15 protein-coding genes are annotated in these 13,590 nt (G+C 39.2%); all 15 read left to right on the top strand.

Annotation, left to right across the window (positions count from 1 at the left end):
• Window positions 1-34 precede the first annotated feature (34 nt).
• On the top strand, window positions 35-1,273 hold the full coding sequence (locus MKY13_RS16850) for an EAL domain-containing protein (RefSeq protein WP_339214068.1): 1,239 nt from the start codon (window positions 35-37) through the stop codon (window positions 1,271-1,273).
• Between the two features lie 100 nt (window positions 1,274-1,373).
• On the top strand, window positions 1,374-2,228 hold the full coding sequence (locus MKY13_RS16845) for a YitT family protein (protein ID WP_339214066.1): 855 nt from the start codon (window positions 1,374-1,376) through the stop codon (window positions 2,226-2,228).
• A 50-nt stretch (window positions 2,229-2,278) separates the two neighbouring features.
• A complete protein-coding gene (cccB, locus tag MKY13_RS16840; RefSeq protein WP_339214064.1) occupies window positions 2,279-2,590 on the top strand; it encodes a cytochrome c551 in 312 nt (103 codons plus the stop codon).
• A 153-nt stretch (window positions 2,591-2,743) separates the two neighbouring features.
• Window positions 2,744-3,682, top strand: coding sequence for an HPr(Ser) kinase/phosphatase (gene hprK / locus MKY13_RS16835; protein ID WP_191699516.1), 939 nt, complete (start codon window positions 2,744-2,746; stop codon window positions 3,680-3,682).
• A 31-nt stretch (window positions 3,683-3,713) separates the two neighbouring features.
• Window positions 3,714-4,592 carry a prolipoprotein diacylglyceryl transferase gene (gene lgt, locus MKY13_RS16830; protein WP_191699517.1) on the top strand — a complete coding sequence of 293 codons (879 nt, stop codon included), beginning with the start codon at window positions 3,714-3,716 and terminating at the stop codon, window positions 4,590-4,592.
• 56 nt (window positions 4,593-4,648) lie between these two features.
• Window positions 4,649-5,296, top strand: coding sequence for a pyrophosphatase PpaX (gene ppaX, locus MKY13_RS16825; protein ID WP_339214060.1), 648 nt, complete (start codon window positions 4,649-4,651; stop codon window positions 5,294-5,296).
• Window positions 5,293-5,823 carry a DapH/DapD/GlmU-related protein gene (locus MKY13_RS16820; RefSeq protein WP_191699519.1) on the top strand — a complete coding sequence of 177 codons (531 nt, stop codon included), beginning with the start codon at window positions 5,293-5,295 and terminating at the stop codon, window positions 5,821-5,823. The genes ppaX and MKY13_RS16820 overlap by 4 nt, the downstream gene beginning before the upstream one ends.
• Window positions 5,824-6,113: 290 nt before the next feature.
• Window positions 6,114-7,274 (top strand): ATP phosphoribosyltransferase regulatory subunit, encoded by a 1,161-nt coding sequence (locus MKY13_RS16815; RefSeq protein ID WP_191699520.1) that lies wholly within the window; start codon window positions 6,114-6,116, stop codon window positions 7,272-7,274.
• A gap of 3 nt (window positions 7,275-7,277) precedes the next feature.
• Window positions 7,278-7,901 carry an ATP phosphoribosyltransferase gene (gene hisG, locus MKY13_RS16810; RefSeq protein WP_191699521.1) on the top strand — a complete coding sequence of 208 codons (624 nt, stop codon included), beginning with the start codon at window positions 7,278-7,280 and terminating at the stop codon, window positions 7,899-7,901.
• 14 nt (window positions 7,902-7,915) lie between these two features.
• On the top strand, window positions 7,916-9,199 hold the full coding sequence (hisD, locus tag MKY13_RS16805) for a histidinol dehydrogenase (RefSeq protein WP_191699522.1): 1,284 nt from the start codon (window positions 7,916-7,918) through the stop codon (window positions 9,197-9,199).
• Window positions 9,196-9,789, top strand: coding sequence for an imidazoleglycerol-phosphate dehydratase HisB (gene hisB, locus MKY13_RS16800; RefSeq protein ID WP_191699523.1), 594 nt, complete (start codon window positions 9,196-9,198; stop codon window positions 9,787-9,789). Before hisD ends, hisB begins: the two co-directional genes overlap by 4 nt.
• Window positions 9,786-10,406 carry an imidazole glycerol phosphate synthase subunit HisH gene (hisH, locus tag MKY13_RS16795; protein WP_191699525.1) on the top strand — a complete coding sequence of 207 codons (621 nt, stop codon included), beginning with the start codon at window positions 9,786-9,788 and terminating at the stop codon, window positions 10,404-10,406. Before hisB ends, hisH begins: the two co-directional genes overlap by 4 nt.
• Window positions 10,400-11,158, top strand: a complete 759-nt coding sequence (hisF, locus tag MKY13_RS16790) for an imidazole glycerol phosphate synthase subunit HisF (RefSeq protein ID WP_191699526.1) — start codon at window positions 10,400-10,402, stop codon at window positions 11,156-11,158. The genes hisH and hisF overlap by 7 nt, the downstream gene beginning before the upstream one ends.
• Complete coding sequence (hisIE, locus tag MKY13_RS16785; RefSeq protein WP_191699527.1) at window positions 11,155-11,772, top strand: bifunctional phosphoribosyl-AMP cyclohydrolase/phosphoribosyl-ATP diphosphatase HisIE; 618 nt, start codon at window positions 11,155-11,157, stop codon at window positions 11,770-11,772. Before hisF ends, hisIE begins: the two co-directional genes overlap by 4 nt.
• Window positions 11,773-12,062: 290 nt before the next feature.
• Window positions 12,063-13,589: a tetratricopeptide repeat protein gene (locus tag MKY13_RS16780; RefSeq protein ID WP_191699529.1), complete on the top strand. Its 1,527-nt coding sequence runs from the start codon at window positions 12,063-12,065 to the stop codon at window positions 13,587-13,589.
• Window position 13,590: the final 1 nt, after the last annotated feature.

Raw genomic sequence — 13,590 nt, 5'->3', positions numbered from 1 at the left:
AGTGAAAATATACTAGAAGTAGGGAAGGGTTAACTTGGAAGTTTTTATCGGGAGACAGCCAATATTTAATAAATATGAAGAAATCATCGCATATGAATTATTGTATCGAAACAATTACGTTAATCAGTTTCCGAATATTGATTCGGATACAGCAACAATCGAATTATTAATCAATTCATTTCTTTCCATAGGTATTAAAGAAGTGGCAAATGGCAAACCAGCATTTATTAACTTCACAGAAAACTTAATTATGCAAGATTCTGTAGATTTTTTAGAGTCTGAACAAGTAGTAATTGAAATATTGGAAGACGTTTCAATTACTCCTGAACTGATTCAACAGCTAAAACAATTGAAAAGTGCAGGTTACAAGCTTGCTCTGGATGATTTTGTAATTGATGAAAAGGTCCTTGTATATGATGAGCTCTTTCCTCAAATTGATTATATTAAAATTGACTTTTTACATACATCGGAAAACGAGCGAATAGTAACAGAACGGCTAATTAAATCGAAATTTCCTCATATTAAGCTTTTAGCAGAGAAGGTAGAAACGCGCGAACAATTCGAAATTGCAAAACAATCTGGGTACTCTTTATTTCAAGGTTATTTCTTTGAAAAGCCTCAAATATTAACTGCAAATGATATACCAGCAAATATCTTTCAATATTTTCAAATTATATCTTTATTGCGTGATGATGAAACAAATATTGATTTATTGGCAGAAAATATTGAACGTGAGATTTCACTTTCATATCGTTTATTGAAGTTAATTAACGGATCCTCTAAGCGAACGAAAAAGAAGGTGCGTTCGATAAAGCAGGCGATATTAATGTTGGGATTGTTGGAACTGCGTCAATGGGTATACTTGCTAGCGATGCGTGAGTCGAATATAAATTCTAATAACGATGTGTTTAAAGAATTAATGTATACATCGTTATTTAGAGCAAAAGCATGTGAAATAAGTGCTCGCCTAAATTATAAAAAAAATTACTCAGAGTACTTTTTAGTTGGGCTTTTTTCATTAATCGATTCTTTATTGAAGCGTCCTTTAAACATTATTGTTACACAATTACCGTTATCAGAAGATATTTTAGAAACAATTTCTGGATCACAGACAGTTATGACGCCTTACCTTCAATTTAGCACAGCATTAAGTAAGCTAGATTGGGAAAATATAATGCCGTTAGCTAATCAATTAAATATTCCGAGCGATGAGATTTTACCAATGTATGAGGAAGTAAAAGGATGGGTAAATGATACGCTTAATATGAAATAACCGGTACAGCTAGCTACGTCCTCTTTACTTTAATGAAGTTCTCATTTCATGTTGGATTTGCTATAATTCAAAGGAATTTGCAAAAGAAGCGAGGATTAATATGACGTATAGTTCACAACATTCAGTGAAAGATAGTATAAAAGAGTATTTATTTGTCATTCTAGGAGCGGCAGTCATTGCCTTTGGTTTTAATGTATTTTTATTTCCAAACCAAGTTGCTTCTGGCGGGGTTAGTGGGATAAGTACTATTTTGCATGGTATGTTCGGCTGGAATGCAGGAATTGTACAATATGCATTTAATATCCCTTTATTTATCGCAGGGGTACTTGTACTTGGGAAGAAATTCGGCATTAAATCATTTATCGGTACGATTGCGCTTCCTTTTTTCGTTATTTTAACGGCAGGCTGGGATGCATGGACGTTAAATCCGTTATTAGGTTCAATTTTTGGTGGGATTGTTGTCGGCTTAGGTATTGGACTTGTATTTAAAGGAAATGCTTCTACAGGTGGAACAGATTTACTTGCACAAATTATAACAAAATTTACAGGACTGACTTTAGGGACGAGCGTATTGTTTATTGATGGAGTCATCGCTGTTAGTGCGGCGATTGTTTTTGATTTGGAAAAAGGACTTTTTGCTTTAATTGGCCTTTATGTAACAACAAAAACGATCGATATTGTGCAGCTTGGTTTTAGCCAATCGAAAATGGTTTATATCATTACTCGAAAGGAAACAGAAGTGCGCGATGCGATTTATAAAGAAGTAAATCGTGGTATTACGAGGCTTCCCGCATATGGAGGCTATACGGGTGAGGAACGTCCGGTATTGATGGTTGTCGTTTATCAAACAGAGTTCACAAAGCTGAAACAAGTGTTGAAAGCCATTGATCCAGAAGCGTTTGTTATCGTTTCAGATGCGTATGAAGTGCTCGGAGAAGGTTTCAAAAAGGTATAAGTTTGTTATAATTAGCAGTGTATTAGTAATTCGTTTTGGAGGGGTTTAGAGTGAAAAAAGGTTTACTTACATTAGTATTTGGTTCAGCACTATTTTTAGCAGCATGTGGTGGGGATGATTCGGCAACAAACGGCGAAACAGCAGAAGTTGATGGAGAAAAAGTCGTTAAACAATCCTGTGCAACATGTCATGGTGGTCAATTACAGGGTGGCAGTGCTCCAGCTTTGGATAAATTAGGAGCAAAATATTCTGAAGAAGAAATTTTAGATATTATTTTAAACGGTAAAGACCGTATGCCAGCGGGAATTGTAAAAGGCGAAAAGGCTGAAGCTGCTGCAGAGTATTTAGCAACTTTAAAATAACAAACGAAACGATGGGCAAATGAGCTTCATCGTTTTTTTGTTGGAGTATTTTTGGCGGTTTCGTGAAGAAAAGTAAGTTCGTTTTATATTGGAAATTTATAAGTCATGTTAAAATACTTTATAGATGTCTGGAGATAGGAGCGTACCAAATTCATGATTCAAGTAATTGCGAAAGATGTTATGGAAAAATTTAATTTAAAGCTGATTAGTGGTGAAGAAGGGATTGGACGTTATATAACGACTAGTGATATTTCAAGGCCAGGTTTGGAAATGGCGGGTTATTTTACTCATTACCCGGCGGATCGTGTCCAGCTATTAGGGAAAACAGAGCTATCATTTTTTGAAATGCTGCCTGAAGAAGATAAAATTAGCCGGATGAAGCGCCTCTGTTCCGATGAAACACCAGCTATTATTATTTCGCGTGATTTACAGGTGCCGAAAGAGCTTATCGATGCATCGAACGAAAATCATGTACCTGTATTTGTTACAAATCAAACGACAACATGGTTTTCAAGCCGGTTAACAAACTTTTTGGAAAGTAAACTTGCTCCGACAACGGCAGTGCACGGTGTTCTTGTCGATGTTTATGGGATTGGTGTATTAATAATGGGGAAAAGCGGTGTCGGTAAAAGTGAGACAGCGCTTGAGCTAGTAAAAAAAGGGCATCGTTTAGTAGCGGATGATAGTGTCGAAATTCGCCAAGAAGGGGAAAATATGCTCGTTGGAAGCCCTCCACCATTATTGGAACATTTGCTTGAAATACGTGGAATCGGTATCATTGATATTATGACGCTATTTGGCGCAAGTGCTATTCGTCCATATAAGAGGATTACATTAATTATCGAGCTTGAAACGTGGGATCCTGAAAAGTTTTATGATCGTCTAGGTTTAGATGAAGAAAAGATGAAAATTATTGATACAGATGTAACAAAGCTTACAGTACCTGTTCAACCGGGTCGAAATGTATCGGTAATTATTGAAGTGGCTGCTATGAATTATCGCCTGAAAAAAATGGGTGTGAATGCAGCAGAGGAGTTTTCACGTCGTTTAGATGATATGCTTGTCGTAAATGATGAAATGGATGATTATTAATAATGGAGTAGGTAGTTGAAGGGAGAATTTTATGGGTACAAATTTACTAGCGATTAATCCGGTCGCATTTCACCTTGGATCATTTCCGGTGAACTGGTATGGCATTATAATCGGATTAGGTATTGTTATTGCTTACTTTTTAGCTCAAAAGGAGTCGGTACGCCGTGGATTCGACCAAGAATTTATAGCTGATTTACTCATTTGGGCAATACCGATTTCAATTTTATCAGCACGTGCGTACTATGTTGTGATGAAATGGGATTATTATAGCCAAAACCCAGGACGCATTATTGAAATTTGGAATGGTGGTATTGCGATTCACGGTGCTTTAATTGGAGCATTTATTACTGCTTATATATTCACTAGAAAGCGTAAAGTGAGCTTTTTGAAATTAGCCGATATTGCTGCACCGAGTATTTTAGTCGGGCAAATTATTGGTCGCTGGGGGAACTTCGTTAATCAGGAAGCTTACGGTGGTCCAGTGTCGCGTGAATTTTTGGAAGGTTTATTTATACCGAACTGGATTATCGAACAAATGTATATTAGAGAAGAAGGTACATATGTCCATCCGACATTTTTATATGAATCATTATGGAATGTTGTCGGATTAGTAATTTTACTGTTTGCCCGTAAATTGAATTGGCGACGCGGGGAAATGTTTTTCTTCTATTTAATATGGTATTCAGTAGGCCGATTCTTTATCGAAGGATTGCGTACGGATAGTTTATATATAGGGGACGAGTTACTGCGTTCTGCGCAAGTTGTTTCGATTATTGGAATTGCTGTTGGTATTATCGGTATTATTTACCGCCGAGTGTATGTCAAACCGGCTGTGCATTATTTAGATGAAGAAAAAAAGCCAGCAAAACCAGCAACAAATAAAAAGAAAAATAATAATAAAAAGAAATAATAGTACTACCGTTTGCAGAAGTGCAAGCGGTTTTTTAAAAGAAAGAGGCCATGGTTATGAAAACAAAAGCGTTGTTATTTGATTTTGATGGTACGTTACTGAATACAAATGAATTGATTATCCAAACGTTTATGTATATTTTTGACGAAAGATTTCCCGGGCAATATTCGACAGTAGATTGCCTGAAATTCATCGGTCCGTCATTAAAACAGACTTTTGACGAATTAACACCTGGTGAAACAGAATTAATGATTGCGAAATATAGAGAGTGGAGTGCGGCAAACCATGATTCGTTAGTGACCGGCTATGAAGAGGTAGTTGAAACTTTGGAAGAGCTGCATGCACTAGGAATTAAAATGGCCATTGTTTCTACAAAAAGCAGAGAAGGGTTAGCTCGCGGAATGAAAATTTTACAAGCAGCGCACTTATTTGATGCTGTAGTTGGTTTAGATGATGTCGAGCATGTGAAGCCACATCCAGAGCCTGTTCTTCTGGCGCTGCAAAAGCTTGGCGTGGATCGAAGTGAAGCAATTATGATTGGTGATAACTCGCATGATATTGAAGGTGGGAAGAATGCCGGTGTTAGAACAGCTGGTGTTGCCTGGTCTGCAAAGGGTGTCGACTACTTAATGTCTTATGAACCGACATATATGCTGCACCATATGCGTGATTTACTTGAAATTGTGAAAGGGGAGTCTTCATGAGGAGAACCGAACGCTATCGTGTACAAAATGCTAATTCATTGTGGAATGTATATGAAACGGTTTCGTTTTGGAAAGTAATGAAGTGCTTTATCGTAATTCAAATTGGACGTATTACACCTGTTATGGCTTGGAAAAATTGGCTGTACCGGACGTTTTTGAAAATGAAAATCGGCAAACAAGCCTCACTGGCGCTAATGGTTATGCCGGATTCGATGTTTCCGGAGCGTATTTCGGTAGGAGATAATTCCATTATCGGCTTTAATACGACAATTTTAGCTCACGAATATTTAATTGAGGAATATCGATTGGGGAATGTAGAAATCGGCAGCAATGTGATGGTTGGTGCTAACTCAACGATACTACCGGGTGTAAAGATTGGAGACGGAGCCATCGTATCTGCTGCAACACTCGTTCATAAAGACGTTCCAGCTGGCGCAATGGCAGGAGGCAATCCAATGCGTATTATCTTCACCGCTGAGCAGATGGCGGAACGAAAAAAGAACGATCAGCCTGTATGGCAAAATTAAATTTGGAGACACTTTGCTACGGCGGGGTGTCTTTTTTAGGTTTGACAGATTTGCGGCAAATGAAAACTTCTCGAAAATCCCTTTGCCTAAGATATTTCACCATATATGATATATAATGAATTGATATATCAGAAAATTAAATTATTGAATATTCAACAATTCCATTGACTATGAATACCAGTAGCAGTAAAATACTTTCATACACTAGTAATTCATTACTCTAGCGAAGTGAAGTGAAATTACGAAACAGGAAATAATATTCTATTTAAAAAAGTTTAGGATGTGTCAAAATGTCATCGATAAAAATGTTTGAAAAACCTCTTGGGATGCGCGATACATTTCCCGATATATATGAAAAACTTGAATTAATTCGATCGACTGGTCGAGAACTGCTGCATACTCGTGGTTATGAGTTTATTAAAACTCCCTCTGTAGAATATTACGACACAGTGGGGAAAGCATCGGCAATTTCTGATGCCCGTCTGTTTAAACTTGTTGATAGTCAGGGGAATACACTTGTATTACGCCCAGATATGACAACACCCATTGCACGTGTCGCTACTTCAAAATTATTAAAGGAAAAAATACCACAGCGCTTAGCCTATTTTGCGAATGTATTCAGAGCACAGCAACGTGAAGGTGGGCGCCCGGCGGAATTTGACCAAATGGGTATTGAATTAATCGGCGACAATTCAGTGTTTGCTGATGCGGAAGTCATTATGACCGCGATTGATTTAGTAAAGAGCTTTAATATTACCGATTTTAAAGTTACGATCGGACATGCCGGCGTATTAAGTCGCATATTAAAGGATTATACAGAGAGTGACGAACAGGCTCTTCATTTAAATGATTTACTCGTACAACGGAATTTTGTAGGCTTTGAAGAAGCAGTATTGGCATTTGATTTACCGAAAACAAAATCTGATGCATTGTTGGCCTATATTGAAGAAGCCATTAGAGTCCCTTCTATAGAAGCTATTGAGAAATATGTCCGAAAAAATGATGCGCTTGAATATATGCGCAGCTTAGCAAAAATTTTGGATGCTGCTGGGTATGATGAATACATAGCATTTGATTTCACATTGTCGAGCCATATGAGCTATTACACAGGGATGTTATTTGAAGTATTTGCTTCAGGCAGTGGTTTCCCGTTAGGAAATGGTGGTCGTTATGATGGATTGCTTCAGCAATTCGGTTCGCAAGTTGGCGCGACTGGTTTTGGATTACGTGTAGATCGCGTTTTTGAAGCGATGCCAAAGATCGATATTGTAACAGACAATGTGCTTGTATTATTTGAGTCAGAGCGTTTTTCTGAAGCTTTACAGACGGTGAAGCTTTTACGTGAACAAGGTAAGCAAGTGACGTTCCAATCATATGAGGGAATCGAAAATATTGAAGCATTGAAGGCATATTATAAAATAGTTAATGAATTTAAAAGCAGGGAGGCATAAGCAATGACAGAGCTAACAATCGCGATGCCAAAAGGCAGAATTTTTGAAGAGGCATATGAAATGCTGCTCGAGGCTGGTTTCAACCTTCCTGAAGAAGTAGAAATGTCACGTAAACTAATGATTGAAATTCCAGAGGAAAAGATCAGCTTTATTTTAGCGAAGCCTATGGATGTGCCGGTATATGTAGAGCATGGTGTAGCGGATATTGGAATCGCGGGGAAAGACGTGCTGCTTGAGCAACGTCGTACTGTTCATGAGCTGCTCGATTTAAAGATTAGTGAATGCTATATTGCTTCAGCAGGTTTACCGAATACGACGATGAGTGAAATCGCACCACGTATTGCGACAAAATATCCGAATATTGCGTTGAAATATTATAAAGGTATCGGTGAGCAAGTTGAAATTATTGAGCTGAATGGTTCGATTGAGCTTGCACCGATGATTGGCTTAGCGGATCGCATTGTCGATATCGTATCAACAGGACGTACATTAAAGGAAAATGGTCTCGTGGAATATGAACATATTGCCGAAGTCTCATCACGTTTGATTGCCAATCCTGTAAGTTATCGTATGAAAAGCGACCGTATTCAGGATTTAGTTACGCGCTTAAAAAAATGTGTGAAATAAGAGAGGCTAAATAGATGAAAATAACAATTTTAAACGATGATATTTCTTTAAAACGCCAACTCGAGCAAGGCAATGAGCAGCAGCTGCAAACCGTTCGTGAAGTAATTCAGCAAGTACGAACAGAAGGGGATGCGGCAATTAAATATTATAGTGAAAAATGGGACGGTTTTGCACCTGAAAATTTACGTGTCTCGGAGCAGGAAATTGTTGAGGCTGTAAAAAATTTCGATCAGCAATTATATATCGATTTACAGGAGGCAGCAGATAATATTCGCCTTTACCATAATGAACAAAAGCGCAGTGGCTTTCGATTGCCGTTAGCGGACGGTTCGTATTTAGGGCAGCGGATTACACCCCTTGATGCAGTAGGGCTTTATGTACCGGGTGGTTCAGCGGCTTATCCTTCTTCTGTTTTAATGAATGTCATTCCGGCGCAAGTTGCAGGGGTGAAGCGTATTGTCATCACATCGCCAGCAGGCAATGATGGGAAGCTACCGGATGCGGTATTAGTGGCAGCCCATATTTTAGGAGTGACGGAAATTTACAAAGTAGGCGGTGCACAAGCGATCGCAGCACTAGCATATGGAACAGAAACAATTGCCCCGGTAGATAAAATTACGGGTCCGGGAAATATATTTGTTGCATTGGCAAAGCGTGAAGTATTTGGCGAAGTGGCGATTGATATGATTGCAGGGCCATCTGAAATTTGCGTTTTGGCTGATGAAACTGCCTATGCCGATGAAATTGCGGCAGATCTTTTATCACAGGCAGAGCATGATGCACTGGCTTGCGCGGTACTCATTACAACAAGTGATGATTTGGCAGATGCGGTATCAGACCAGGTAGAAATTCAATTATCCAAATTGCCGCGTGAAGCAATTGCCAGAAAATCAATCGAAAACTTTGGTCATATTTATGTTGCTGAATCGATGAAAGAAGCGGTTCGAGCGGTGAATTCATTAGCGCCGGAGCATTTAGAAGTTGTAACGGAAAATGCCGAAAAGGTTTCGGAAATGATTACACATGCGGGTGCTATTTTTATCGGGCGTTATAGCTCTGAGCCAGTGGGCGATTATTTTGCAGGTACGAATCACGTATTACCAACAAATTCAACAGCACGTTTTGCAAGTGGGTTGAATGTGGATGATTTTATTAAACGAACGAGTGTTGTCTATTACAGCGAAAAAACTTGGAAACAAAATTCGCCGAAAATTGCACGTCTTGCACGACTTGAAGGGTTAGAAGGACATGCAAGAGCAGTAGAATCACGGGGCTGGGATAAAGGAGAAGAAGAATGACACGTTTTGCGAAAATCGAACGAAATACAAATGAAACAAAAATTGCAGTAGAGCTTAATATCGATGGTTCTGGGCAAGCTGAAATAAAAACAGGTGTCGGTTTTATGGACCATATGCTGGATTTGTTTATAAAGCACGGGTTATTTGACGGAAAAATTATTGCAAATGGCGACACTTGGATAGATGACCACCATACGACAGAGGATATTGGTATCGTATTAGGTCAAGTATTCCGTGAAGCATTGGGCGATAAAAAAGGGATCAAACGTTACGGAACTGCATTTGTACCGATGGATGATGCATTGGCACAGGTTGTGGTGGATTGTTCGAACCGTCCGCACTTGGAATACCGTATTACACCTGAACTTAATGCCAAGGTAGGGTCATTTGATACAGAACTTGTGCATGAGTTTTTATGGAAGTTTGCGTTAGAGGCACGCATTAATTTACATGTCATCGTTCCTTATGGACATAATACACACCATATTATTGAAGCAGTTTTTAAAGCATTAGCACGTGCCTTAGATCAAGCGGTTCAAATTGACCCGCGTGTGAAAGGCGTGCCATCAACGAAGGGGCTGTTAACGTGAAAATTGGTGTAATTGATTATGGAATGGGTAATTTATTTAGTGTTGAGCAGGCATTAAAGCGCCTTAATGTTGAAGTCATTGTGTCAAATGACAAAGTGGAACTCGAAACAGCAGATGCTTATGTACTGCCGGGTGTTGGTGCCTTTCCAGATGCAATGAAGCGTTTAAAGGAAACAGGTTTAATTGATTTCATTCGCAATACGAAAAAGCCGTTACTCGGAATTTGCTTAGGAATGCAGCTGTTATTTGAAGAAAGCGATGAAGTGGCTTTAACAGAAGGGCTAGGTATTTTTAAAGGGCGTATTCAACGCTTTGAAGGGGTTTCCCGAATTCCGCATATGGGATGGAATGACTTAACGTTGCAGCATACGCCAAGCTGGCTGGATAGAGATAACCTGCCTGCAGCACGCCATGTATATTTTGTCCATTCATTTTATGCGAGCGGATTGGATGAGAAGGAACGGGTTGCTTCGGCAGACTATGAACATATACAAGTGCCTGGGATTGTGGCGAAGAATAATTTTACAGGTATGCAGTTCCATCCGGAGAAGTCAGGTCCGTTTGGTATGCACTTGTTGACGGCTTGGGCAGAAGGAGTGAAAGAGGGCGTATGTTAACGAAGCGCATTATTCCATGTTTAGACGTAAAAGAAGGGCGCGTAGTAAAAGGGATACAATTTGTTGAATTGAAAGATGCAGGCGATCCGGTAGAATTAGCTAAATTTTATGATGAGCAAGGTGCGGATGAGCTCGTATTTTTAGATATTTCGGCTTCGCATGAAGGACGTGAAACGATGGTCGATGTTGTCCGACAAACAGCATCAGCGTTAGCCATTCCTTTTACTGTAGGTGGCGGCATTCGTACGATTGAAGATATGAAACGTATTTTACGTGCCGGTGCAGATAAAGTGTCGGTTAATACATCTGCTTTAGAGCGTCCAGAGCTTATTAAAGAAGGCGCGGATTACTTCGGTGCACAATGCATCGTTTGTGCGATTGATGCGAGATATTCTGAAGAAGACGGTACATGGATGGTGTATACACACGGTGGCCGTAACAAAACTTCAAGGAAAGCTATAGATTGGGCAAAAGAAGCGGTAAAACTAGGTGCAGGGGAAATTCTACTTACATCGATGAACCAAGACGGTGAGAAATCGGGTTTTGATTTAGCGTTAACGAAGGCAGTTCGAGATGCCGTTACAGTACCGGTTATTGCAAGTGGCGGCGCGGGTAATGCTGAACATTTCCGTGAAGTCCTGCAGGATGTTGATACAGATGCAGCACTTGCTGCGAGCATTTTTCACTATAAAGAAACGAGCGTAGCAGAAGTGAAAAGCTACTTAAAAGAAAAAGGGGTACGTGTACGATGAATGTTAAATTTAATGAACAAGGGCTAATTACAGCAGTAGTACAGGATGCCCGATCAAAAGAAGTATTAACGGTTGCTTATATGAATGTGGAATCGCTACAAAAAACAATTGAAACGAATGAAACTTGGTTTTACTCTCGTTCCCGCCAGGAGCTATGGCATAAAGGGGCAACAAGTGGTAATACACAAAAGGTTGTTTCAATTAAAACAGACTGTGATCAAGATGCATTAGTAGTTGAAGTTGTTCCTGCGGGTCCAGCTTGTCATAATGGAACAACATCTTGCTTTACAGAAAGCTTGGTAGAAAACGAACGACCTGGTACTGTAGCAATTTTACCTCAGCTTGTGGAAGTAATTAAACAGCGTGAAATCGATATGCCTGAAGGGGCGTATACGACGTATTTATTCGATAAAGGTATCGATAAAATCTGTAAAAAAGTTGGCGAAGAGGCAACAGAGGTAGTAATCGGGGCGAAAAACCGTGACAAGGAAGAAGTGAAATGGGAATCCGCTGACCTTCTTTATCACTTGCTTGTGTTACTTCAAGAACAAAAAGTGGATGTATATGAAGTGCTTGATGTGCTACAAAAACGACATGAAGGCAAAAAGCAATAATCTAACGAGAATTCCGTTGTTTGCAAACATGATTTAAGTACATATTTGCTACATATGCTATAATGGAAAGAATTGATTAAGGGACGACACTTGTGCGTTCCTTATTTCTTTGTTTATTTCTCAGTGGTTGTCAAAAGGCTACTAAACGAAATAGAAGCTTCGGATGGTTGTCTACTTCCTGTTATAGGGTGTAATGATGCCGAGGCGTATTTTACTACAATTGAGCATACGATACACTTCGTATTGAATTATATAAAGGTATTGAACGGAAATGACTCGGAGGAATTTTATTGGAAAATAAACGTTTAAAAGCAAATGCATCAAATGTCGTGTCGTTTGTTCCGAATGGTGATTATTATTATAACGTAGCATTAAAAGCAATTGAGCGGGATGAAATGGATAAAGCCTATAAGTTTATTAAGCGCGCAGCGGATTTAAGTCCGGATGACGCGCACGTGTTATTGCAATATGGCATTTTAGAAATGGAATTGCAAAACTTTGAACATGCTTATGAATTGATCCATACCGCTTATAGTTTAGAGCCGGATGAATCCGAAATTATATTTATGATGGCAGAAGTTTCAGGCTGTATCGGACATATTGCGGATGCACAAAAGTACGCAGCCCGCTATTTGGAAATGGAACCTAATGGTGCTTACTTAGAGGATGCTTCTGAAATATTGGAATTTGTCGACTATGTAGGCGAAGAGATAGATGATATGGACGAATTTGAAGGGGCGAAACATGTAGCGCAGGAAAAAGCTCGTCGTCACATGGAACAAGGGGATTTCCAGGCTGCAATTGAAATGTTGGAGCAAATAATTGAGGAATACCCGGACCTTTGGAATGCTTATAATAACTTAGCGTTAGCCTATTTTTATATTGGCGATGCTGAACAGGCGCGCGCACTTTTACATAAAGTGCTGCGTGAAAATACAGGGAATCTCCATGCAATGTGTAACTTAGCAGTGTTTGCCTATTATGAGAGAAACACGGAAGAGCTTGAGAATCTCCTTTCAATATTAAAGAAAATACAACCTTTTGAATGGGATAATCGCTATAAGCTAGGTGCAACTTTAGCATTGATCGGTCAATATGATGAAGCATATAAATGGCTGCGTTCAATGAGTAAAAAGGGATATGAAGGGGATCCAGGCTTTTATTTTTGGCTCGCCCAATCAGCCTACTTTACAGGACATGAAGCAGTAGCCAATGAATCATGGAAATTGCTGATTCAGTTGGACCCTTCAAAAGAAGGTATGGAGCCATGGAGAAGTAATGAAGGAACGATTTTCGGTAATTCGGCTGAAAATCATCGGGAATTCATTGTTCGCCAATTATCGGATGAACATGAATCAAGCCGGTTATTCGGACTTTTCCTATTAAAGCGTTCTGCGTATAAGCAGGAAATTGTAGCACATCCTACTATTTTAAATGTTGATAGCTTTTCGGACTTGGAAAAACTATGTCTGGCTTATGCCCTTGAATATGATTTCGATAAAAAAAGTAATGAGGAAAAGCACTTTTTACGTTTTATGGAAGTGGCGGAACTTATTACAGAAAAAAATGAATCGATTTCACTTGAAGTAGCACAAATATTAAGCACGTGGTTTGCACTAGGCGAAATCGCTTTCCAGCAAGGGTATGCGTTTAAAAATAGTGCTGCATTGGCTGCTGCGGTTGAATATTCATATAACATCGCACTTGAGAAAAAGGTAACGAAAAAGGCGATTGCAGGGAAATACGGTATTACAACTGCAACATTAACGAAGTATAGTGATGAATTGTATGAATTCATACCGGCTGACTTTGAATAGG

The sequence above is a fragment of the Solibacillus sp. FSL W8-0372 genome (genome assembly GCF_037969735.1).
GTDB lineage: Bacteria > Bacillota > Bacilli > Bacillales_A > Planococcaceae > Solibacillus > Solibacillus faecavium.
This window is presented reverse-complemented; position numbering and strand designations above follow the sequence as displayed.